This is a genomic window from Opacimonas viscosa, from assembly GCF_024199005.1.
GTDB lineage: Bacteria > Pseudomonadota > Gammaproteobacteria > Enterobacterales > Alteromonadaceae > Opacimonas > Opacimonas viscosa.
Genome location: NZ_JANATA010000002.1, coordinates 1 through 23,572, shown reverse-complemented (window position 1 = coordinate 23,572; position 23,572 = coordinate 1). Strand labels below are relative to the sequence as shown.

The window sequence follows — 23,572 nt, the reverse complement described above, 5'->3', positions numbered from 1 at the left end:
TCAACTTACTAGGTTTGTTATTACTGCCAGCAAATAAGCACGGGTAGCGTCATAACACATTTATGAAAAACCCGTGCTCAGCACGGGTTTTTTGGTTTTATACTTGGTGTAAAAGGCCCCAATCTTCACCAGAAGGAACGACATATGAGTCAACATGTAAAAATATTCGATACAACACTACGCGATGGCGAACAAGCCCTACCCGCTAGTTTAACAGTGAAAGAAAAATTACAAATTGCCTTGGCGTTAGAAAAACTCGGTGTAGATATTATCGAAGCTGGTTTTCCGGTGTCATCACCAGGCGATTTTGAATCAGTTAAAACGATTGCCAAAGAAGTCAAAAACTCCATTGTATGCGGTTTATCGAGAGCGTTGCCTAAAGATATTGATGCCTGTGGTGAAGCGCTGAGAATTGCTGAAAGATTCCGGATCCATACTTTTATCGCAACATCAGATATACATGTGGGAACCAAACTCAAAAAATCGCAAGATGAAGTGGTCGAAATGGCCGTTGCTGCAGTGAAACATGCTCGTCAATATACTGATGATGTAGAGTTTTCTTGTGAAGATGCAGGACGTACACACATTGACTATTTATGCCGTATGGTTGAATCCGCTATTAAAGCAGGTGCTACTACGGTCAATATCCCAGATACAGTAGGTTACACGACCCCTACTGAGTTTGGCTCTATTATCCAGCAATTATTTAATCGCGTCCCCAATATCGACCAAGCCACTATCTCAGTACACTGTCACAACGATTTAGGGCTAGCCGTTGCGAACTCTTTAGCCGCGGTAGAACAAGGTGCACGACAAGTCGAATGTACGGTTAACGGTATCGGCGAGCGAGCTGGGAACTCTTCTTTAGAAGAGATCGCGATGATCTTGCAGACCCGTAATGAACGTTATGGTCTAACTACTAGCATTAATAGCCAAGAAATTCATCGTACTTCAAAACTCGTTTCACAACTTTGTAATATGCCAGTACAAGCTAACAAAGCGATCGTGGGTGCAAATGCCTTTGCCCATTCATCTGGTATCCACCAAGACGGAGTGTTAAAAGGGCAAAACACCTATGAAATCATGACACCTGAAAGTGTTGGCCTAAACAAAAATCAACTTAACTTAACTTCACGTTCTGGTCGCCACGTTATAAAGCATCGTTTGACCGAGTTGGGTTATGCTGAAAGTGATTATGATCTAGAAGAAGTTTACGCTTCATTCTTGCGTCTGGCTGATAAAAAAGGCCAAGTATTTGATTATGATCTAGAAGCGTTGTTGTTTTTCAATCAACAAAAGCACGAAGAAGCATACTACGAATTAGATTATATCCAAGCGACTTCAGGACGCGATATTATCCCAAGCGCTACGGTAACCTTAGTCATAGGTGGCAAACCTGTTACCCATAGTGCAATAGGTAATGGACCGGTAGATGCTGCATACAACGCAATCATGCAAATAATTAATGAAAATGAAATTGATATTATCGATTTCAAATTAGATTCAAAAGGCGAAGGCGCCGATGCATTGGCTCAAGTGAGTATCATTGCAAAATACAAAGAGCGCCGCTTTCATGGCATAGGCCTAGCTACAGATATCGTCGAATCAGGTGTTAAGGCTCTGATTTTCGTACTTAATAACATGCATCTTGCTGATCAAATCGATGAGCAAAAGCAACATATTGTTTCAGGAGAGTAAATGTCTACTTATCAACTTGCCGTTTTAGCTGGTGATGGTATTGGCCCAGAAGTCATGGCACAAGCACACAAAGTATTAGATGCCGTAGAGCAAAAGTTTGGCCTTAATTTCCAACGCACCGATTACCCAGTCGGTGGTTATGCAATCGACCTGCACGGTGAAGCTTTACCTGCTGCAACATTAAAAGGCTGTGAAGAAGCTGATGCCATTTTATTTGGTTCAATCGGTGGTCCAAAATGGGATACTTTACCGTTAGAACAGCGTCCTGAGCGCGCCGCTTTATTAACGCTACGTAGTCACTTTGATTTATTCAGTAACCTACGCCCTGCCAAAATTTATCCTGGCTTAGCAGACTTATCACCATTGCGCAAAGATATTGCCGAAAGTGGTTTTGATGTGTTGGTAGTGCGTGAGCTAACGAGTGGTATCTACTTTGGCCAACCAAAAGGTTTATCAGGTGAAGGCGAAGAAGAATACGCTTTTGATACCATGCGTTACAGCAAAAAAGAAATTCGTCGTATTGCGGTGAGTGCGTTTGAAGCTGCGCAAAAACGCAATAACAAAGTCACATCTGTCGATAAAGCAAACGTCCTTGTCTGTAGCCGTTTATGGCGTGAGATTACAGAAGAAGTTGCTAAAGATTATCCTGAAGTAGAACTTGAGCATATTTATATTGATAATGCGGCAATGCAATTATTAAAAGACCCAGCTCAGTTTGATGTGATGTTATGTTCCAACTTATTTGGTGACATTATTTCTGATGAGTGCGCAATGATTACAGGTTCAATGGGCCTACTCGCTTCTGCATCGATGAATAGCGATGGTTTTGGTTTATATGAACCAGCGGGTGGAAGTGCACCTGATATAGCCGGTCAAAATATTGCGAATCCTATTGCTCAGATTCTCTCCGCAGCTATGTTACTGCGTTACTCTCTTAATGAAACAGCGGCTGCCGATGCTATCGAAAATGCCGTAGTAGCAACGCTTGAAGCGGGTGTTCTAACCGGTGAGTTACTCAGTGCGGAAGAACGCCATAAAGCCGCTAGTACAGATACTGTAGGCGACTATGTCGTCCAACAACTACTAAAAGGATAATTGAACATGGCACAGACCTTATACGATAAAATTTGGCAGGCACATATTGTGCGTCAAGTTGGTGAAGATACATTACTGTATATCGATCGTCACTTGATCCATGAAGTCACTTCTCCACAGGCTTTCGCAGGGTTAAATGAGAAAGGCCGCAAAGTACTTGCACCCAATCGTGTTGTAGCAACAATGGATCACAGTATTTCAACGCGTTCTTTAGCGTTAGATGCTTGTGGCCCAGATAATCAACTACAGCTACAAACACTGGTCAATAACTGTGCTGACCACGGTATTGAATTATTCCCAGTAGGGCACCAAAAACAGGGTATTATTCATGTAATGGCACCAGAATTAGGCGCTATCTTGCCGGGTAATACGGTTGTTTGTGGTGATTCACACACAGCAACCCATGGCGCGTTTGGCGCGTTAGCGTTTGGTATCGGTACTTCTGAAGTTGAACATGTACTCGCTACTCAGACATTAAAACAAAGTCAGGCAAAAAACCTAAAAGTTGAAGTCACTGGTACATTACCAATTGGGGTAACCGCCAAAGATATTATCTTGGCGATCATCGGTGAGTTAGGTCACGCGGGAGCGACCGGTTATGTCATTGAATATTGTGGTGACACGATTGCTGCATTATCCATGGAAGAACGCATGACCATCTGTAATATGAGTATAGAAGCAGGTGCAAAAGCAGGCCTAGTGGCACCAGATCAAACTACCTTTGACTACATTAAAGGCCGTGAAAAAGCCCCTACTGGAGCGGATTGGGATGAGGCTTTGACATACTGGAAAACGCTGTATACCGACCCTGGTGCGCATTTTGACAAAGCTATCCACTTGGCTGCCAAAGACATCAAACCACAGGTCACTTGGGGAACGAATCCAGGTCAAGTTATCGGTGTGAATGACACGATCCCTGCACCAGAAGAGTTTGCTGATCCTGTGACTCGCGAATCCGCTAGCAAAGCATTGCAATACATGGGGCTAGAAGCAGGTAAAAAATTATCTGATTTCCCTGTTTCTCACGTGTTTATTGGTTCTTGTACAAATTCTCGGATCGAGGATCTCCGTGCAGCAGCGACAATCGCCCAACAAGGTAAAGTCGCCGAATCAGTCACTGCAATCATCGTCCCTGGCTCTGCAGCTGTAAAACAACAAGCTGAAGCAGAAGGTCTTCATGACATATTCACAAACGCTGGATTCGAGTGGCGTTTACCAGGATGTTCTATGTGCTTAGGGATGAACGATGATCTCCTCGAAGATGGCGATCGCTGTGCGTCGACCAGTAACCGTAACTTTGAAGGTCGTCAAGGCCGTGGGGCACGTACCCACCTAGTCAGTCCAGCAATGGCTGTGGCAGCTGCACTTACTGGCAAATTTACCGACGTGCGTGAACTACAAGGATAATTATTATGAGTGGCATTAATTTACATACTGGTACCGCAGTCCCCTTAGATATCGCGAACATTGATACCGATCAAATCATTCCGAAACAGTTTCTTACTGGCGTGACCCGTTCTGGGTATGGTAAGCATTTATTTCATGATTGGCGGTACAATGACTTACACGAACAAGAGCTAAATACGGATTTTAATTTAAATAAGACAATTTACTCTAATGCATCTATACTTATCACTAGAGAAAACTTTGGTTGTGGATCTAGCCGAGAACATGCTCCTTGGGCGTTGTTAGATTTTGGCTTGCACGTTATTATTGCACCGAGCTTTGCAGATATTTTTTATGGTAACGCGATAAATAATAATATGCTGCCGATTAACTTGGAGGATGCAATTATTGATACCCTTATGGACATTGTGTGTAAAGAACCATCTACACCAATCCAGGTAAACTTAACTGAAAAGACCGTCTCTATTTTAGAGCATGTATTTACGTTTGAGATTGCTGAGCATCACCAGTACAACTTAATAAATGGTTTGGACGCGATTGGCCAAACACTCGAATTTGCTGAAGAAATTCAAAAATTTGAGGAGAAACGCCCTACTTGGATGTAAGGATTGAGACCCTTTCACATCTAAATTAGTGGTAAATTGAGATAAAACACAAGGAAACACCATGTCTAGAATAATGTCGATTGATAAAGTGCTACCTGGGATGTTTGTCGAGGCTATCGTAGCCCAAGACCAACATTTTGAGGTAGCGTTTAAAGGTTTGATTAAGAGCTTTGCAGATGTGAATACGTTACGAGCACAAGGTATTCTGTCAGTAAAAGTTAACTTTGCAAAAAGTCACGTTGATGTCTTTTCAATTCCTAGTTTAATTACTGTTCCTGCCAAAGCATCTTCAAGCTCCCACCTTAGATACCCTGTCGGTTCTGTGGTTCGCCTCAATGACGCTAAACTCGCTATCGTCAGTAGTAACCCTGAATCTGACGGATTGCCGTTAGGCCTAATGGTATTTTATGATGTAGAAGACCAACGACATTGTGAACTACAGCGGATTGAGATAGATAATCCTGCTGTGGATATTATCGAAAGCCTTAATCCTAACGAGTTTAAAAACGAACTCAACTCATTTTTAAACAACGTTTTCACGTCTCACTAGAATATATATTTTGGATTGACCGAGTAAAATATCTCAACTTTACTCGGTTATCTTTCTCTGTGTATTCATAGATTATCAAGGTTTGGTAGCTCTGCTCAAGACACTAATTTTTCTAATAATGAATTCAAATAGCGTCGCCCTAGTGGAGTCACTTGCCATACAGAATCACTCAACGTTAGTAAGCCTTGGCTAGCAGCGTCCTCAAGCAGTTTAAACTGAGCTTTGGGCAATGTATATCCAGTCCGTTGTTCATATTCAGCAAAAGCACAAGGTTCAACTAAGCGTAAGCGATTCATAAAGTACTCAAAAGGATAATCACTTAGGTCTACTGGCCATTGTTTATACATATAAGGCTTGTGTAAGTCCATGTAACCACGAGGATGTTTGACTTTTTCGGTGCGTAGTATCTGGTCAGGTAAAGAAATCTTGCCATGTGCGCCACACCCAATCCCCAGATAGTCACCAAAACGCCAGTAGTTGAGGTTGTGTTGGCATTGTTGTCCAGGCTTAGCGTATGCAGATATTTCATATTGTTCATAACCTGCTTGTGCTAACAGCTGTTCACCTTGCTCTTGTATCTCCCAGAGAATTTCATCATCCGGTAGTTCGGGCGGTTGTGAATAAAAAGATGTGTTTGGTTCAATGGTAAGTTGATACCAAGAAATATGGGGAGGTTGATGTGTGATTGCGCGCTGTACATCACGTAAGCCCTCGGCTAAATCTTGTTCTGGCAAGCCGTGCATAATGTCGGTGTTAAAAGTACGCAAAGGGATCTGGCTAGCTTGTTGTATCGCAAAATCAGCCTGTTGGGGATCATGGATCCGTCCTAAGCGCTTAAGTTTATCTTCAGAAAAGCTTTGTACACCTATAGAAATACGATTGATGCCTGCCTTTAAGAAATCGGCAAAACGACCTGTTTCGACTGTACCAGGGTTCGCTTCTAATGTGATCTCTGCCCCCTCGACCACAGGAATAATATCTTTTATACCTGTAAGGAGACGTTGCACGGCCTCTGAAGATAATAAACTGGGTGTTCCTCCACCGATAAATATCGTCGAAATCGGTCTGCCCTGTGCTAAATGTGCATCAGCACGCAGATCATCCAGTAGATGAGCGATATATTCTTGTTCAGGGATCCCGCCCTTCAAAGTATGTGAGTTAAAATCACAATATGGACATTTTTGAATACACCACGGGACATGAATATACAAGGACAGAGGAATAGCTTGGATGGCTGACAAAGTTAAGTTGGCCAACGTGATTAACCTAACAGCTCTGACATTTCATGCACCAATAAACTGAGCGCCTTGGCGCGATGACTCACTGTGGCTTTTTCAGCTTTTACACACTCTGCAGCATGTTTACCTAAAGTTGGACAGTAAAATACAGGATCATAGCCAAAACCTTCATTTCCTGCAGGCTGTGTTGCTATGGAGCCGTGCCAATGACCTTGGCAAATTATGGGGGTAGGATCATCAGCATGGCGCATAAACACTAAAACACAAATAAAATGGGCCGTGCGCTCTGAGGTATCACCGAGGGCCAACAGTAACTTTTCAATATTTTTTACGTCGGTTGCATCGGTGCCAAAGCGCGTATCCAGTTCAGTAGTGTCTAACTTATTTCCCAGTGCATCTAAAGATAAGCTAGTGAGTGCAGGAGATGCTGAATATCGTGATGAGTAGATACCTGGTGCGCCACCTAAAGCAGAAACGACTAAGCCTGAATCATCAGACAAAGCCGGTAAACCAGTAACCTGAGCCGCATGGCGAGCCTTGATAATGGCATTTTCAACAAAGGTTGTGCCCGTTTCTGGCACATCTGTCACTCCCAACTCACCTTGTGCCACAATATTTATCTGATAACTCTCAAACAAATTAGAAAACTCAGCTAACTTACCAGCATTACCACTGGCAAGAACAATTTTTTCGATTTTTTGGCTTACTTGTGTCACTCGGTCATCCTGTATTGAACGTTTGGATATCTCGCTTTTCAGCTATCTATTTTTTACCAGCAGGGCCATTTTTAGGTCCGCGCCCTACTCTTTTCTTGCCTTTCTTGGCGGAGTTTTTCGCTTTTGTTTTCGCTTTTACTTTTGATTTTTTAGGTTTTTTAATCACAGGTGCTTTGTTAAAAGGACGCAAACCATCAATAAAACGCGCCTTAAGTGGTTCTTTGATGTATCTCTCTATCTTTGGTAAAACCCAGTAATCATGAGCCTCTACAAGTGATATTGCAGTACCTTTAGCACCCGCTCTAGCTGTACGACCAATTCTGTGTAAATACACATCTGCACGACGAGGCATATCAAAGTTAATAACGTGAGATACATCTTCTACATCAATACCGCGAGCAGCCACGTCTGTGGCAACCAAAATATTCACTTGTTTGGATTTAAACCGCGCCATAGCGTCCATACGTTTGTCCTGAGGCATTTCTCCTTGCAACCAGCAGACCTCAATCCCATCAGATGCTAATTTATCTTTGAGTTGTTGGAGACGCTCTCTGCTTTTCACAAAGACAATGGCCGTCTCAACTTGGGCGGTTAGTAGGTGTTTCAATAGAGCATATTTGTGATGGATATCATCGCACAGATGATACCACTGCAAGACTTTGTTTTTTTCTGCTCGTGATGGAACAGCTTCAACGCTAACGGGTTCTTGCAGAATATCTTTGGCAAATTTATCAATACCGCCACCTTCTAATGTGGCAGAAAATAACATACTTTGTTTGCGCCAGCGTGCCTCAGAGGAGATTTGATTAACCACATCACTAAATCCCATGTCGAGCATGCGGTCGGCTTCATCTAAGATCAACATCTCAATGTCCCGGCAATCGAAACTTTCTTTTTCGATATGTTCAAACAAACGACCTGGAGTAGCGACTAAAATATCAAGGTTTTGCTCTAAGGTTTCTCTATCCGTGCCATAGTTAATGCCGCCAGTGATCAAACCACAAACAATATCGGTATGTGCTGTTATAGCTTGTGCTTGCTCATAGATCTGCAATGCCAATTCACGTGTCGGAGATAAAATTAAGATACGTGTAGCACCGTGTTGCTGGCGCGGGAAGTCCAAAATAAATTGCGCAGCAGGTAGTAAAAAAGCAGCGGTTTTCCCCGTACCTGTTGGCGATGAGGCAAGAATATCTTGGCCTTCCATCGCTAATGGAATGACTTCCTGTTGGATAGTGGTTGGCTTGGTGTAACCCATATCGGCAATGGCATTACATAAAGCTTCGTGAAGTTCTAACTGAGCAAACATAAGGAGATTCTTTGACTAATAACTTAATGTCTAAGTCTACCACACATCCATTTAAACACAGAAAATATGTTTTAAAGCAGTGAGTTGCTCAGCGCGTAATTGTGCTTTGATCGCAACACCTTGATAACCTTGCGCAATGATACTTTGGACATCGACTTGTTTTACCGCTGCTTGCAAACGCATAAATAACGCAAAGAAATCAGTGGCAGAAAAATCAGGATTTACGGTTGAACAATACCATGCATGTATCGCTAAACAACGTTCCAGACGTTCTGGACGTCGTGCTACATCAAATTTTTCAAAAACACGCAAAACTGTTTCGACATGTTGATCTAACGCTAGAGAGCTATCAGTATGCACTCTTAATAGTGTATGGCTTGTTAGGTATATCTTAGTTAACGTTGATTGGTGCTGTTGCACCAAGGCCAATATATCTTTATCTGCATTACTTAGCGGCAGCCTTGCTAACCAAGACGCTAATGCAGAATCGTTCAAATAATAACCCCATAGCGCTAACTCTGCTTGTTCTGGACGAGCCTTAAAATCTGCACCTGCATGTTTTGGCCTACCCATTAAGAGCCGTTCGATTTCTACAGCATGGGTGGGTTCGTTAAGTATCGCTTTAAACTCACCAAACCAATCATCTAGGCCACCGATATCCAACAGGGTCTGCCAATAAACCCAAGGCTGGTTTTCCGTCATTGCCGTTAAGGTTTCTTGGAGTACACGTGGGGCTGCCAGCGCTTTGAGTTCGCCTGAGGCACACATACGTTTTAACAGTGTGAGGGTTTCAGGCGCTATTGCAAATCCGTACTCGTGATAACGCGCGAAAAATCGTGCGACACGCAGGACACGCAAAGGGTCTTCCTCGAACGCTGGCGAAACATGACGAAATATCCGCGCTTCCAGATCTGCTTGGCCACCATAGGGATCAATTACTTGTCCATCATCCCCAAGTGCCATTGCATTTATCGTTAAATCTCGACGTTGTAGATCTTGTGCCAAGGTCACATCAGGATCGGCTGAAAAACTAAAACCGCCATAGCCAGTTCCGGTTTTTCGTTCCGTTCTCGCCAAGGCATATTCGGCCTGAGTTTTGGGGTGTAAAAAAACCGGGAAGTCTTTACCCACTGGGGTAAAACCTTGCGCAAGCATATCCTCGACGGTCGCACCAACAACGACATAATCTCGATCTTTGACGGGACGCTGCAACAGCATATCGCGTACGGCGCCACCGACCAAATAGACTTGCATAACCTGACCTTGTTATCATTTTATAGTTATTGTTTTACCATTATGCCTAATAACGAACAGATTTTTAATCTTTTTTATCGGAGAAACTTTGACATCATCGTCTGGTATGTTTAGCTTATAGGCTAATAATAACATCGTGTGGATGGAGCGTCCCAAACGTGTATCTTTCTTATTTTGGTTTATCTGATAATCCCTTTTCTATAGCACCAAACCCTGCCTACTTATATATGAGTCCTCGGCATAAAGAAGCATTGGCGCACCTGACTTTTGGGTTAAGAGAAAGCGGTGGGTTTGTGATGCTCACTGGCGAGGTGGGAACTGGAAAAACGACGGTCTCCAGAAAATTATTACAGCAACTCCCCAGCAATACCCAAGTGGCAATGATTCTAAACCCTACTTTATCTGCATTAGAATTACTTGCAACGGTATGTGATGAACTAGGTATTGACTATGATCCTGCTCTGGCGAGTTTAAAATACTTCACTGATTTACTCTTGCAGAAACTCGCAAGTAACCATGAAAATCAGCTCAATACGGTACTGATTATCGATGAAGCACAGCACTTATTACCTGAAGTGTTAGAACAGTTACGTTTATTAACTAACCTAGAAACACATCGGGAAAAACTCTTAAAAGTGGTGTTGATTGGGCAACCAGAACTCCAAGAATTATTACAACGCAATGAACTCAGGCAATTAGCCCAACGCATTACTGCTCGTTATCACCTGCTGCCTTTGAATAATGAAGAAGTCAAACACTACATCGCCCATCGCTTAAATGTCGCCGATGGTGATATTAGTATGTTTAGCCCAGCCACAATCAAGACGGTCTTTCAGATTACCGGAGGGATCCCAAGGGTGATTAACTTATTGTGTGACCGAGCATTGACGCTTAGTTTTACGAAGCAAACTGCCGTCGTTCCCAAACATCTATTCATTGCAGCTGCCCAGCAAATTTTAGGCGATGATGTGGTTGCTCAACGTCAAACTCAGTACCAAAGGTGGTATCTAGCGGCATGTTTTGTGGGTGCACTACTGGTAGGATTTGGTTTAGGAGGTGGTTATGTCCTCATCTAAGATTATCCCAATCAGCGAACTCAAACCTGGGATGATGGTACTTCAGATTACTGTCCAAAATGGTCCTGTTCGCATCAAAAAATCAGGGATCATCCCCTCTTATGACATGGTTAAAGGCCTCACCGAGATGGGAGTGCAGGAGCTTGAAATTGATTTAAATAACAGTATAGGTTTAGCTGTGACCGATGCCGAGGAACCTGCTGTAGGTGTACCAAAGACGCAAACTCAACAATTATTTATGCAAGACCAACAGCGAAATGTTGATTCAAGTATGTCCGAGCAGTTTAACCGCAGTTTATTTTTACCTTCCTTACAAGCTTTGCCGTCACGTTGGGAAGTATTAGGCAAACAAGTAGGAATCTTTACCTTGGTGATTGTTTTAGGTGGTGCGTTAGGTTTTGCCGCAGCAAATAAACTGACGCAGCCTGATACTGCAACAACACTACAAACTACATCAGAGACTCTTCGCACCGAGGCACAAACAAAAGACGATAGCAAAACAATTGTCAATGAGTCTCCTTTATTAACAGAAAACAATGCCAATATTGGGCTGCCTTTGGATGCTGTTGAGACCCCACTAGCTGAGCAAAATCAAACATCAGAGCTAGCAGACAATATAGAATTAACGACAAAAGCTGAAGCCTTAGCCAAAGATACCGAAGCATTAGAAAAACCCCCAGCAGAAGGCATTGTTTTAAATGCCAGAACAGCTAATAACGTCACGGTATCTCCAGAGGTTGCTGCTAGATTGAATAAAGTGTTAGAAGACCTCGGAGAACCCTTAATTGCAGAAACGCAGACGGTGGAAGTACCAGCGGATCCTGGTACGTCAACCAATGTATCTAATGAGGTACAAGCACAGCAAGCCAACGGCTATCGTCCCCCATCATCAACAGGATCAAATTCGCTTCAAGATACTCCCAAAATAACGTTGCGTGACAACATTCCGCGGATTGACCAATTACCTGCGAGTACGCTTTCTCGTCTGCCTCCAATGATATTTGCCGCACATATGTATTCGTCCAATGATGCTGAACGTTGGGTGAGAGTAAACAATCGACGTCTATCTGAGGGAGATAATATAGACAGTAATGTACGGATTTTAAAAATCGAACCGCAACATGTTGTCTTGGCGTTTCAAGGAACAGAGTTCAGAATGAACGCACTATCTGACTGGTAGTGCGTTTTCGGTCATATGAACTTGTAATGCCTCTAGTTGTTTTTTGGCAATGGCTTTGTCTGTTGTGTCATAAATCATAACAGAAATATAATCGACTGCACCGGTTGCGGAAGTCAGTGCTGAAATGACGACATTTTGATACATAAAGTCTTCGGTACCTGTAATCGGACGGTAATTTGGGAATTTAAACAAATAAGGACGCTGTTCCCAAGTAATAAAGGTTCTCACTTTTAAATCAAATACGGGCTTTGTCTTTTGGATAAACCACTCTTTGTCAATATCATTATTCACAGCAAACAAAGTCTGGTTTTTGACTGTATTTGCTAGCAGCCCAGAATGCGACTCCATGAAGTCGTTCCACACGTGGATCTTGCATTCTCTATCGAGTACCACAATGCCAACATCAACGCTTTGCACCATATCCATTAGCCAGTGCATTTGTAACATTTCACTGTTTTGACTCATAAGTCGTCCTCCAATAAATGCGCAAGCTTCATGTTCATGGTATTCATAGATTCTTCCGTAAACAGTAACACCAGATCACATTGGACATCATACCCCTCAATGCCATAGCTGAGCTCAATCGCGAGTGTTTTACGCCATTTACGAAGGTTACTATCAATCAATTCTGATACATTGCGGTGCTGCCCTAAAATCATTGGTAAGCGTTGTCTAAAAGAAATGTCCAATTGCTGGCCAATGCCCGATAAGCATGTACCAATCAAGACAGAAGCCGCATCCATTAATACTTCTAGTTGTAGTTGATCGTCTACCGATGATTGGATATTGAGAATCTTGGCAATATCACCAAAGGAAGAATCCGATAACATACATACCGCCTCACCAGTTACACCACCACCTATAAAGCCTTGGCATACTGCTGATACTCGCTCATGAGACTCAATGTCTTTAAGCATCATATGAATTTCTGAAACTTCAATCAGATTCACATTTGGAATGGGTAGTTTTACAAACACATTCATGATCCGGGCTAGGTGTTCACCCGCCTGCCCCATCGCAACATTCGTCATTTCCTGATAAATATCTTGTAAAGCAAGCGGTAAAGCAGGGTTTTCTTTGGTAGGTTCCTGCATTTCTAACAGGTGATGTTGTCGTAAAACATCTTGTAATTCCCCTGGATTGACAGGCTTTTCAATAAAATCGACGGCTCCCAAAGCGGTGACTCGATGATGCGCTTCGGGTTGAATATCTCCTGAAATGACGATCGTTTTCGTCGTAAACTGACCCGATTGAATCGCATCTAATGTTTGGTAGCCATCCATCACTGGCATGTTCAGATCGAGTAATAAAATTTGGCCTTTTCCGGCCTGGATTTGCTCAATGGCTTCTTTGCCATGTTTGGCAAAATGAATATCGACGTCCCAGTCTTGGGGGAGGCATTTAGCGACTTGTTTTCGAGCGACTAGAGAGTCATCACAAATCAACACTGACAAAGGCATAGGAAAAATCAAACTGGTGTATTTAGATATCCTTTTATCGGAAAAACACCCTGTTTCTTGAGCGATATTTTGGGAATAAACGGAACTCGACAAGGCTATGAATGGCCGGTTTTTCGTTAGTTGCAACCCGTTCTCTGCTAACTATTAGCCAACTGTTAGCCAAGTACAGCACTCATTATAATGGCTGTAGCGATGCCGTTTACACATAGTGCTAATGTTGCAAAAGCTCCTGCTTGCTCTGAGATTTGTAATGCTTTAGCCGTACCAATGGCATGCGCTATCGTACCCAAACTCAACCCCGATATACGGTCGTCTTTGATGTGTAACTGAGTGAGCAATGGGCCAATGATAATGGCTGAAAAAATCCCTGTTATCATCAAAAACAATACTGATAACTCTGGGATCCCACCGATAATTTTCGCAGTATCCATCGCTAGTGGTGTCGTGATGGATTTGGTCAGGATAGTGAGTTGCAGTACCTCTTCTAAGCCACTTAACCAAAACACCAACCATGCAGTCAAAGGGGCTAAAGTCCCACCTAACAAAATAGGTAAAAGAATTCGTCCACCTAATTTTTTTATCACGGAGATTTGGCTATAGACGGGTAAGGCAAGCGCTACCGTTACAGGACCTAACAACCAATAAAGAATACTGATATGTTCCACAACTTCTGTTACTGGTGTGGTAAGTCCTAAAGCAAACAACAAAACTAACATCGAACTCAACAACAAAGGATGCAGTAACACATTATGCTTCGTCCACACTGCAACTCTTAAAGCAAAGGCATAACTAAGAACAACAACCGCTGTCCACAGAGCGACGTCTGATATAGAGGTTGGCAAAGTGTCTAGCAAAGATTCCCAAGCTAACATTAGCAGCGCTCCGAATTTTTTGCGTCATGGTCCGTTTTCGGTAACAAAGCTTTGGCTAACCCCAAAGTCAACAGCAAACTCAGTGCGGTCGTCCCTAAAATAGCAATGAAAATTGGCCAAAAATTCGCAACAACAATGTCTTTGAATAACCAGCCACCGACAATCGCTGGAATAAAAAATACTGACATAAACCGCAAGTATAGAGGTGTCGTCTGGGCTAAAAAATCGGGCACTCGTCCTAATAACAATAACAGTATTAACAACACAAGCAAGCCAAGTAAAGCGGCAGGCAGAGCAATAAAAATAGTTAATTTTTGGCCCAGTAAAAATATCCCAATCAATGTAAAAATGGCCAAGATGTGCTGAGCAAATGATTTAAATAAAGTAAATATATACATTCTCCTAAAATCACTTTGGTACGAGATAGTTTGGGATCCCACAACGGGTGCCAAGATTACCTCATTTCAGGGCGAGTTACTTGGCTAAAAACTTAGGTAAATCCCGACTATGGGCACATTTGAGCTGGCTCAAAACCTGGATATATTGTTTTAGCAACATATTGATCGCATGCTCGCCACCGTTTTCTCCAAGCGCAGCAACCGCGTAGACAAACGTCCGTCCAAGAAAAGTAAAGTCTGCCCCACTCGCCATAGCGGCTGCGACGTCAGTTCCACTGCGGACACCACTATCAAACAATAACTTGATCTTATCTTTGTATTGACCTTGGAGCTGTTGCAGGCCTGCAATACTGGATTCGCCACAATCGAGTTGACGAGCACCGTGATTAGATAACACAACACCATCAGCACCTATAGCAACAGCTTTGGCGACATCTTCAGCATTGACAACGCCCTTAATAATTAAGTTACCGTCCCATTTATCACGCAGGACTTGCAATGCCTCCGCATCCACTGGCCCCATCACAGTAGTGTTCATAAATGAAGCCAGTTGATCAGCTGGCATACCTGGCGGCATATATGGTTTAAGCGTTTCCATTTGAGGCTCACCTGCTTTTGCTGTCGCGAGTAACCAAGCAGGATTCTTGAGCATTTCAATAATATTTTTAAGATTCATTTTGGGCGGCATCGATAAGCCATTTTTGATGTCATTAACGCGATACCCAAAGGTAGGAACATCGACTGTCACCATAATGTTTTTATAGCCAGCGGCTTTGATTCGCTTGAGGAGATCGGCACGGGTATCATCATTGGTAGGATTGTATAGTTGAAACCAAGCTTTACCTTCCGAGACTTCAGCAATACGCTCTAAACTGGATGAGGATACCGTACTTAAGACATAAGGAATATTTTGTTTAGCTGCTGCTTTGGCTAAAATTTCTGGCGCATTCGGCCACATTAACCCTTGTAAACCAACAGGGGCAACACCGAAGGGAGCGGCATACGTATCACCAAATAACTCCACGGATGTATCTGGTGTCACTGACGGTGTTAGAAGTTGACTACGTAGTCGTACATCTTGTAACTCGTTGGCATTGCGATGCAAACCAATCTCATCAATACACCCTCCTTCTAAATACTCAAATGCAAACGCAGGCATACGTTTTTTAGCTTGGGTACGAAGGCTATTTGAATCGGGGAATTTGGGGTGAAAAAAGTCTGACATAAAAAGGTCCATTTCGTATAATGATAATCATTATAAGTGGACCTTGTGTGGCTGTAAAGCCCGCTATTAGTCTTATGAAACACTTAGAAAATGCTTGCTTGATGCATTTTCATAAAATGTTCTGTGCCGATTTTGGAGTAATCGATTTTGTATTCTTTGCCATTAATAGTTTGCACAAATAACAAGGTTTTTTCATCGCCAAAAACTTCAGCTGAACTGATATCCACCATTTCCATATCTTGCATTTTGGCATCGCGTTTGGTCTCAGGAACTCTGCCTGAAAATTCCGTGATACCTCTGTGAGTCACTAACAATGCAGGGTGTTCCATACCATTGATGATGAGCAAATCGTATTTTCTAACTTTGTGAATAATGGTATTGCGGCCACTGAGTAAATAAGGTCTTTCTATCATGACATTTGTCCTCTTTCTGTTCTTCCTAAACGAGAAATTTCCTAATAATGAATCGTATCGGCCTACATTCGAAAATACTTATGTGTTTGTGCATTATTTTGTACAAAAATAGGTTATTCAAGTATAGGCTAAAACTCGATATCGAGGCTGACTAAATAAAAAGGCAAATGATAGCACTATCAAACTTACCAATTTGACCTCCAAAAGCGCACAATTGGTTTGATGAAATGGTTTACCTAATGTAGTATTTGGTAACATTTTAAACATTTTATCAACACGATAAAATGCGTGTGAAATTGACATTTTATAAGGAATGACATGAAAGAATCTTGGCGCTGGTTTGGTCCAAATGATCCGGTAACGATTAATGATATTAGACAAACAGGGGCAACTGATATAGTCACCGCCTTACATCATGTGCCAGCGGGTGTCACTTGGCCCATCGCAGATATCAAACAGCACCAAGCCTTAATTGAAGATACGCCCAAAGGACTCTCCGATCTAAAATGGACAGTAGTTGAAAGTATTCCTGTGCATGAAGATATCAAGTTAGGTAAACCGACTGCACAGCAGTATATTGATGCCTGGATAGAATCTATGCAGAATCTAGCGCAGTGTGGTATCAAGGTTATTTGTTATAACTTTATGCCCGTCATTGACTGGACCAGAACCGATCTAAACTTTCAATTACCAAGTGGTGCTTATGCACTGAAGTTTGACCAAGAACGCTTTGCTGTATTCGATTTACATATCTTGCAACGCACGAATGCTGAACTAGATTATTCAGAAGAGGAACTAGCTGCAGCAAAAGCATTGTTTGCAGAAATGAATGCAGCGGAAATTACGCAACTCACCAATAATATTATTGCGGGCCTTCCTGGTAAAATGACTGATGCTTATGGCTTGGATACATTTAGAGCTAGACTGGCAGAGTATCAAGGCATGACCAAAGACACCTTGCGCCAAAACTTGCACTATTTTTTGAGTCAAGTTTTGCCTGTTGCTGAACAATTAGGAGTGAAATTAGCCATTCACCCTGATGATCCCCCTCGCGATATGCTAGGTCTGCCACGCATTGTTTGTACTGCTGATGATTTGGATACTTTATTTACAGCCCTGCCAAGTGTTGCCAATGGTATTACCTTATGCGTTGGCACATACAGTAGTCGTCCAGACAATAACTTACCCCAAATGGCCCATGATTTTGCTGAGCGAATCCATTTTACTCATTTACGTGGTGTGTCCAGAGATCCCAATGAACAACGTACGTTTTATGAGGACACGCATTTAGGTTCAGATGTAGACATGGTCGCAGTTATTAAAAATTTACTGGCTGCTGAAGCACGTTTTCCAGACAAAACAATTTACATGAGACCTGACCATGGGCACCAAATGATGGATGATATTAACAAACAAGTGAACCCTGGGTATTCTGGTATTGGTCGCTTGAAAGGGCTTGCTGAGATAAGAGGTGTGATTAAAGCGTTCACCCATAGCGATACTCATCATGCATAAATTACTCAAATTCACAGATAACCGTGTTTGGCGAACTTACCAAGGCGGTAAAATTCTTGACCAAATAGAAAATAAAAGTACTCCTAAGGACACGCACTTTCCTGAAAATTGGATAGGTTCTTTAGTAGAAGCTCGTAACATTGGCCGAGAAGACATTTCTGAAGGTCAGGCCAAAGTATTCATCGAGGGTGCCCAACCCGAATTGTTTCGAGATGTCCTTTTAGCAAACCAAGCGTTTTATCTCGGACAGAAAAATGGTGAAATCCGCCCATTAGATGATATGCCACTCGTGAAGTATTTGGATAGTGCCACTCGTTTACACTTTCAGGTACACCCCACCAAAGCATTTGCTAAAGCTCGGTTAAATTCAGACAAAGGAAAGACCGAAGCCTACGTTATTTTAGCGATCCGGGATGAAGTCACCGAACCTTATATCTATGCGGGATTTCAGCGTTCTCCCTCTCGGGAAACATTACAAACATGGATTGAAGAACAAAATATTCCGGCAATTGAAGCTTGTTTTGACAAAATTCCGGTACAACCAGGCGATGTTGTCTTACTCCCTGGCGGTAGACCGCATGCTTTGGGTGAAGGCATACTAATGCTAGAAATTATGGAGCCGTCCGACTGGGCTGTCAGATTTGAGTTTGAACGCTGTGGTTATGTGATCCCAGAAGCCGCAAGGTTTATGGGCAAAGATATTGATACTGCATTAGACGTATTTAACTTCTCTCCTGTGGTTGAAGCAGACATAGATAAAGAATTTCGTTGTGTACCAATTCAGCTGCACGCAGATAATGCAGATAATGAATTGTCTTGTTTAATCGGACCAGAATTGACAGATTGCTTCACCGTCAAACGTGCAACAGTTAAAACAAAGTTGCCTCGTGAAGAAGATAGTTTTTTTATCGGGATTGTTGCAGAAGGCAATGGCGCTATTGTGATTGATGGAGAAACCATCCCACTGCACCAATGGGAAACTTTCTTTTTACCTGCTGCTATCCAAGAATTTACTTATATTTCAGATAATCATCTGAGTATTTTGGAGTGCTATCCAGGACAAACTCCGACTCACTCGGTGGTACCAGAGAAATGAAGCATTTATCTGCAGCAACATTAGATAGCTTACCTACAACAGTCACCGTTCCCAATTATCAGTTAGCGGAAGTAACAGCCAGTATATTACATTTTGGTGTAGGTAATTTTCATCGCGCTCACCAAGCTGTTTATGCCGATAACCTCTTGCGTAAAGGGATTAAAAACTCTGGAATTGTTGGTGTTTCTTTACGTTCCTCAAAGATGCGTGATGAGCTGATCCAACAAGATTTTTTGTATACTGTGGCGACATTAGATACACCAACCACTTATCGGGTTATTGGCGCAATTAAGAATATCCTTGTCGCTCCAGAAGATCCTCAGCGGGTTATTGACCAAGTCGCTGATGAAAACATTACTTTGATTACCACCACGATCACCGAGAAAGCCTATTTACTCAAAGATGGTGATGTAGACTTCACCGCAGATGCTGTTTCATGTGATCTCGCTAACCCTACATCCCCCAAAACCATTTATGGATTTATAGCTGCAGGTATTCAAGCTCGTTATCACACTTCAGCAACACCTATTACCATTTTATGCTGTGATAACATCCAAGATGGTGGTGCAAAATTGCGAGCTGGAGTCAGTCATTTACTGAAACAATTTGCACCGCTTGCTCATGCATGGATGCAAGAAAACGTCAGTTTCATTTCATCTATGGTGGATCGTATTACACCGGCCACCACTCCCGAGATCATAGCGGAAACACAGGATGCGTTAACCCTCACAGATGCGTCTCCGGTCCCTGCAGAGACATATACACAATGGGTGATTGAGGATAACTTTGTTAGCCCAGCACCTCCTTTTGCAGAAGCTGGGGCTATTTTAGTCCCAAGTATTACCGAGTATGAAACGATAAAATTACGCTTTTTAAATGCAGCCCACTCCATACTCGCTACCATTGGTTACCTCTGCCAAGATGAATACATTCATGAGACCATGCAGCGCAAAGCTGTAAAGGACTTCACTGAGCGTCTTTTACGCGAAGAGTTAATCAGTATTACCGATGCACCAGCTGGTATTGATTTAGATGCTTATATTAGTCAAACACTGGCGCGTTTTGCTCAGCCCAAAATTCCCTATCGGGTACTGCAGGTAGGTTCTGACACCTCGCTAAAAATTCAGCAGCGCTGGTTTCCTGCCTTGGACAAACTGATACAAAATAAACAGCAGTCCTCAAGGTTCGCATTTATCCTAGCAGCATGGGTCGTTTTTATTGAACGAACAATGGCTGACGAAACAATGAATGATCCAGCCAAAAATACTTTTTTAGCGCTACAAAATTCGCCAACTTCAGACCCTATTATGGATGTTTTAGCTGTAGCTAATGCCAATCACTTTAGCTTCTCTACGGACGCTAAATTTATGCACGAAGTTGCCAGCCATTATCATGAAATTGGACAATCATCCATCTTAACCCTTATCAATAAACTCAACGCAAAGGCTGATTAATCATGATAAAACAAAAAATCTCCTATTGGCTCAGTTTAATCTTACCAGGATTATTCTTACTTGGGTTTAATATTGGCACGGGCAGTGTCACCGCCATGGCAAAAGCCGGTGCAGAACACGGTATGAGTTTGCTTTGGACTATTGTTGCATCCTGTTTATGTACCTTTTTCATGATCAACCTTTATGGTAAATACACAGTTGTAACTGGAGAAACGGCATTACAAGCGTTCAAAAAACATATTCATCCTGGCGTCGCAATCTTCTTTATTGTTGCTTTGACCACCGGGGTATGCGGCAGTGTCATGGGAGTCATGGGCATTGTTGCTGACGTGAGCTACGAGTGGTCCAAACAATTCATCACCAACGGCATAGCACCAATATATTTCGCGATGTTTTATGTCAGTTTAGTGTATTTCATCTTTTGGCAAGGTCAAAAAGCGTTTGTGGAGCGCAGCTTAGCTGTCATTGTTGCGATTATGGCGGGTGCGTTTGTGCTAAATTTCTTTATTCTGACACCTCCGGCCCTAGATATTTTCTCAGGGCTCGTTCCTAACCTATCAGTACTGGCACAAAATACTGCACAGCCAACGCATATTATTATTGCAGCCATGGTTGGCACGACGGTATTTTCTGGGCTATTTATTATCAGAACAACATTGGTTAAAGCCGCTGGCTGGCAAGTGGCTGATCTGAAAAAACAAAGAAACGATGCTGCATTCTCGGTGTTTCTCATGTTTATTATCAGTGCCGCTATCATGGCATCGACAGCAGGGACACTGTATGTCAGTGGGATATCATTGGAGAAATCTTCACAAATGATGGCGTTGCTAGAGCCGCTAGCCGGTGCTTTTGCAGCGTCTATATTTGCTATAGGGATCATCGCAGCTGGAGTGTCCTCGCAACTACCGAATGTATTGATGCTACCGTGGTTACTTAACGATTATGCTGCAACACCAAAACCTATGACCTTAACTCGCTATCGAATAGTGGTATTTTTAATTTCGTTGTTGGGGTTAGTTGTCCCTATTTTTGAGGCTAGACCTTTATTTGTCATGGTGTTATCACAAACGTTTAATGCTTTTATCTTACCAGCCACCGTATTGTGTATCTTTTATTTGAGTAATAAAACGGCACTCATGGGGCAATACAAGAATACACTTGTGAGTAATGTCATATTAAGCCTGATTTTAGTTTTTTCTTTATTCACGTCTTGGTTGAGTGTAGAAGGTCTATTTATCACACTTGGTATTTCTGACTAATAACCACTAGATTTGTCAGAATTCTATTTGGGTGCATGGAATTTTGACAAAAAATAATCAACTAGTACAAAAACTAAAAAAAATAGAGGTGTATGGACAAAGTAGTGATGACATTCTTCTAAAAACTGCTTATACTGCGCACCGCAACTTTTGGTTGCAAGCAAGAAAACCTCATGTAGGAATGGCCCTTTAGCTCAGTTGGTTAGAGCACACGACTCATAATCGTTAGGTCCCCAGTTCGAGTCTGGGAGGGGCCACCATTTTTTCTTACTCAACATCTATGCTAACCACTTACTTTTCTTGAATTATTCCTCTGAGCATTCCCAAACTATCAGATTCAAATCCTCTGCTGCTGCAACGTTTTTTTTGGATTTAATGATACAAATATCTGAGAAAATCGATTGAACTAGCTATTTCCTAAAAAATCACAGTGCTTTTAGTTGCCAATTTAGCTTTTAAGCTAAGAATTTGTCTTATATATAATTTTAGATAACTAATTTAAAATTAATACTTTATAAGGAAATTCTTGTGCTATTAAAATATTTATTAACAATTCTTTTATTCATGATTGCCGGATGTGGCTCAGAATCTCAAAAATCCACACCTTTATCTCCTAACACAGCTCCTTCAATTACAATATTACAATCAGAAGATTATTTTGAAGGTGAATATGTGCGTGTGAATTTCAATGTTTCTGATAAAAAACAAACCGAAATAACCAAAAAGGTATTAGTATGAAAAGCCTCTCATTGTTATCTGTAATTTTAATTTCGTTATTGGTCTCAACAGAATCTAAATCCGAGACATCTGTAATAACAATAGATGGAGTTAATCAAAATGGTACAAACTCATCAGATTATTTTGTTATTCAATCAGGAGTTAACTTGGACATTGATGCGTTACAAGGTATTGATTTTATTGAGGCTTTAATACTAGGCTCAGCTCAAACAACATTAGCATATAGTAGTTCTACGGACACAATTTCGATATATGGAGATGACTTGTCTGTTACGGGAAATTTTAGCTCTTTTGAGGATATCCAATTTAGTTTTGATGAAACTAATAACGATATTAAAATTTCTGGGAGATCTTGGCGGCCTACTTTTATTGATGCTAGAGAAGGTGAAGATAAGATAACCACTCCATACACAGGGGTTGTTGGTGGAAGAGTTTATGTTTCTAGTCTTAGTGACGGAGTATTTAAAGTCAAAGCTAGCAACGGACATCTTGCTGATTTCACCTTTAAAAATTTCGAGATACTGTCTACTACAAATGGAGAATCAAATTTATACATTAGCTCAGATGATTTAGTACAATTTAAAGAAGTACATGGAGGCGAATCCAGTACTCTAGATACACTTTATATTGAACAAGGCTCTGAGACTGTATTTATTTGGGATGAAAATGGTATTTGGTATTTTAGTACCTTGGGCTCAGAAACAGTAACTCAAATACATTCATTCGAGTTTTTAGATATTAATGCATCCACGATATATACCACTAATAAAGAATTATTTTCAACGTCTTTTGGTGGAAATACGTTATATGGCATTGATAGTTTACAATTTTACTCAAACTCAACAGATATCCGTGCAATAGATAACTTAAACACGGCTACTTTTTTTGATGTTACTAGTGAAAATATTGAAAGCATTGAAGTTGCTCGGCCTGAAGTGGGAAGCGGTGCAAAAATAATCATAGATGGAGTTAATCAAAATGGTACAAACTCATCAGATTATTTTGTTATTCAAT

At 41.8% G+C, this 23,572-nt stretch carries 23 protein-coding genes and 1 tRNA gene; 14 read left to right on the top strand and 10 right to left on the bottom strand.

Features of this window, described 5'->3' with window-relative positions; translation table 11 throughout:
* Positions 1-144: 144 nt before the first annotated feature.
* The 5 genes from leuA to NLF92_RS02070 all read left to right on the top strand — a co-directional run bounded on the left by leuA (position 145) and on the right by NLF92_RS02070 (position 5,355).
* On the top strand, positions 145-1,698 hold the full coding sequence (gene leuA, locus NLF92_RS02090; protein ID WP_254098371.1) for a 2-isopropylmalate synthase: 1,554 nt from the start codon (positions 145-147) through the stop codon (positions 1,696-1,698).
* Positions 1,699-2,793, top strand: coding sequence for a 3-isopropylmalate dehydrogenase (leuB, locus tag NLF92_RS02085; protein WP_254098369.1), 1,095 nt, complete (start codon positions 1,699-1,701; stop codon positions 2,791-2,793).
* A gap of 6 nt (positions 2,794-2,799) precedes the next feature.
* Positions 2,800-4,200 carry a 3-isopropylmalate dehydratase large subunit gene (gene leuC, locus NLF92_RS02080; protein ID WP_254098367.1) on the top strand — a complete coding sequence of 467 codons (1,401 nt, stop codon included), beginning with the start codon at positions 2,800-2,802 and terminating at the stop codon, positions 4,198-4,200.
* A gap of 5 nt (positions 4,201-4,205) precedes the next feature.
* The gene (gene leuD, locus NLF92_RS02075) at positions 4,206-4,805 is read left to right on the top strand and encodes a 3-isopropylmalate dehydratase small subunit (RefSeq protein WP_254098365.1); all 600 of its coding nucleotides are present in this window, start codon (positions 4,206-4,208) and stop codon (positions 4,803-4,805) included.
* Positions 4,806-4,866: 61 nt separating this feature from the next.
* The gene (locus tag NLF92_RS02070; protein ID WP_254098363.1) at positions 4,867-5,355 is read left to right on the top strand and encodes a DUF3391 domain-containing protein; all 489 of its coding nucleotides are present in this window, start codon (positions 4,867-4,869) and stop codon (positions 5,353-5,355) included.
* Between the two features lie 95 nt (positions 5,356-5,450).
* On the opposite strand, the gene hemW is transcribed toward NLF92_RS02070, so the two are convergent.
* The 4 genes from hemW to NLF92_RS14175 all read right to left on the bottom strand — a co-directional run bounded on the left by hemW (position 5,451) and on the right by NLF92_RS14175 (position 9,872).
* On the bottom strand, positions 5,451-6,587 hold the full coding sequence (hemW, locus tag NLF92_RS02065) for a radical SAM family heme chaperone HemW (RefSeq protein ID WP_254098630.1): 1,137 nt from the start codon (positions 6,585-6,587) through the stop codon (positions 5,451-5,453).
* 29 nt (positions 6,588-6,616) lie between these two features.
* A complete protein-coding gene (gene rdgB / locus NLF92_RS02060; protein WP_254098628.1) occupies positions 6,617-7,288 on the bottom strand; it encodes an RdgB/HAM1 family non-canonical purine NTP pyrophosphatase in 672 nt (223 codons plus the stop codon).
* A 67-nt stretch (positions 7,289-7,355) separates the two neighbouring features.
* Positions 7,356-8,618 (bottom strand): ATP-dependent RNA helicase SrmB, encoded by a 1,263-nt coding sequence (gene srmB, locus NLF92_RS02055; RefSeq protein ID WP_254098361.1) that lies wholly within the window; start codon positions 8,616-8,618, stop codon positions 7,356-7,358.
* A gap of 51 nt (positions 8,619-8,669) precedes the next feature.
* Positions 8,670-9,872, bottom strand: a complete 1,203-nt coding sequence (locus NLF92_RS14175; protein ID WP_284700343.1) for a tRNA nucleotidyltransferase/poly(A) polymerase-related protein — start codon at positions 9,870-9,872, stop codon at positions 8,670-8,672.
* A 158-nt stretch (positions 9,873-10,030) separates the two neighbouring features.
* On the opposite strand from NLF92_RS14175, the gene NLF92_RS02045 reads away from it, so the two are divergent.
* Together NLF92_RS02045 and NLF92_RS02040 are read left to right on the top strand one after the other, a co-directional pair.
* Positions 10,031-10,948 (top strand): ExeA family protein, encoded by a 918-nt coding sequence (locus tag NLF92_RS02045; protein ID WP_254098359.1) that lies wholly within the window; start codon positions 10,031-10,033, stop codon positions 10,946-10,948.
* Entirely contained in the window at positions 10,935-12,128 is a 1,194-nt protein-coding gene (locus NLF92_RS02040) for a general secretion pathway protein GspB (protein ID WP_254098357.1), read from the top strand. The genes NLF92_RS02045 and NLF92_RS02040 overlap by 14 nt, the downstream gene beginning before the upstream one ends.
* On the opposite strand, the gene NLF92_RS02035 is transcribed toward NLF92_RS02040, so the two are convergent.
* The 6 genes from NLF92_RS02035 to NLF92_RS02010 form a co-directional block, all read right to left on the bottom strand.
* The gene (locus NLF92_RS02035) at positions 12,114-12,593 is read right to left on the bottom strand and encodes a PAS domain-containing protein (RefSeq protein WP_254098355.1); all 480 of its coding nucleotides are present in this window, start codon (positions 12,591-12,593) and stop codon (positions 12,114-12,116) included. The genes NLF92_RS02040 and NLF92_RS02035 overlap by 15 nt on opposite strands.
* Positions 12,590-13,588 carry a response regulator gene (locus NLF92_RS02030; protein ID WP_254098353.1) on the bottom strand — a complete coding sequence of 333 codons (999 nt, stop codon included), beginning with the start codon at positions 13,586-13,588 and terminating at the stop codon, positions 12,590-12,592. Before NLF92_RS02030 ends, NLF92_RS02035 begins: the two co-directional genes overlap by 4 nt.
* A 155-nt stretch (positions 13,589-13,743) precedes the next feature.
* Positions 13,744-14,460 (bottom strand): LrgB family protein, encoded by a 717-nt coding sequence (locus NLF92_RS02025; protein WP_254098351.1) that lies wholly within the window; start codon positions 14,458-14,460, stop codon positions 13,744-13,746.
* Complete coding sequence (locus NLF92_RS02020) at positions 14,460-14,858, bottom strand: CidA/LrgA family protein (protein WP_254098349.1); 399 nt, start codon at positions 14,856-14,858, stop codon at positions 14,460-14,462. The genes NLF92_RS02025 and NLF92_RS02020 overlap by 1 nt, the downstream gene beginning before the upstream one ends.
* A gap of 76 nt (positions 14,859-14,934) precedes the next feature.
* Complete coding sequence (locus NLF92_RS02015; protein ID WP_254098347.1) at positions 14,935-16,083, bottom strand: alpha-hydroxy acid oxidase; 1,149 nt, start codon at positions 16,081-16,083, stop codon at positions 14,935-14,937.
* A gap of 83 nt (positions 16,084-16,166) precedes the next feature.
* Entirely contained in the window at positions 16,167-16,496 is a 330-nt protein-coding gene (locus NLF92_RS02010; RefSeq protein ID WP_254098345.1) for a hypothetical protein, read from the bottom strand.
* Between the two features lie 318 nt (positions 16,497-16,814).
* Between NLF92_RS02010 and uxuA the strand changes: the two genes are divergently transcribed.
* From uxuA to NLF92_RS01975, 7 genes are all read left to right on the top strand, one after another.
* On the top strand, positions 16,815-18,011 hold the full coding sequence (uxuA, locus tag NLF92_RS02005; RefSeq protein WP_254098343.1) for a mannonate dehydratase: 1,197 nt from the start codon (positions 16,815-16,817) through the stop codon (positions 18,009-18,011).
* Positions 18,004-19,107: a class I mannose-6-phosphate isomerase gene (locus NLF92_RS02000; protein WP_254098341.1), complete on the top strand. Its 1,104-nt coding sequence runs from the start codon at positions 18,004-18,006 to the stop codon at positions 19,105-19,107. Before uxuA ends, NLF92_RS02000 begins: the two co-directional genes overlap by 8 nt.
* The gene (locus NLF92_RS01995) at positions 19,104-20,561 is read left to right on the top strand and encodes a mannitol dehydrogenase family protein (RefSeq protein ID WP_254098339.1); all 1,458 of its coding nucleotides are present in this window, start codon (positions 19,104-19,106) and stop codon (positions 20,559-20,561) included. The genes NLF92_RS02000 and NLF92_RS01995 overlap by 4 nt, the downstream gene beginning before the upstream one ends.
* A 2-nt stretch (positions 20,562-20,563) precedes the next feature.
* On the top strand, positions 20,564-21,820 hold the full coding sequence (locus NLF92_RS01990; RefSeq protein WP_254098337.1) for an NRAMP family divalent metal transporter: 1,257 nt from the start codon (positions 20,564-20,566) through the stop codon (positions 21,818-21,820).
* 183 nt (positions 21,821-22,003) lie between these two features.
* Positions 22,004-22,080: transfer RNA gene (locus tag NLF92_RS01985), tRNA-Ile, on the top strand.
* Between the two features lie 268 nt (positions 22,081-22,348).
* Positions 22,349-22,558: a hypothetical protein gene (locus NLF92_RS01980; protein WP_254098335.1), complete on the top strand. Its 210-nt coding sequence runs from the start codon at positions 22,349-22,351 to the stop codon at positions 22,556-22,558.
* On the top strand, positions 22,555-23,572 hold a 1,018-nt coding region (locus NLF92_RS01975; protein ID WP_254098333.1), incomplete at its 3' end, for a hypothetical protein. The genes NLF92_RS01980 and NLF92_RS01975, both read left to right, overlap by 4 nt.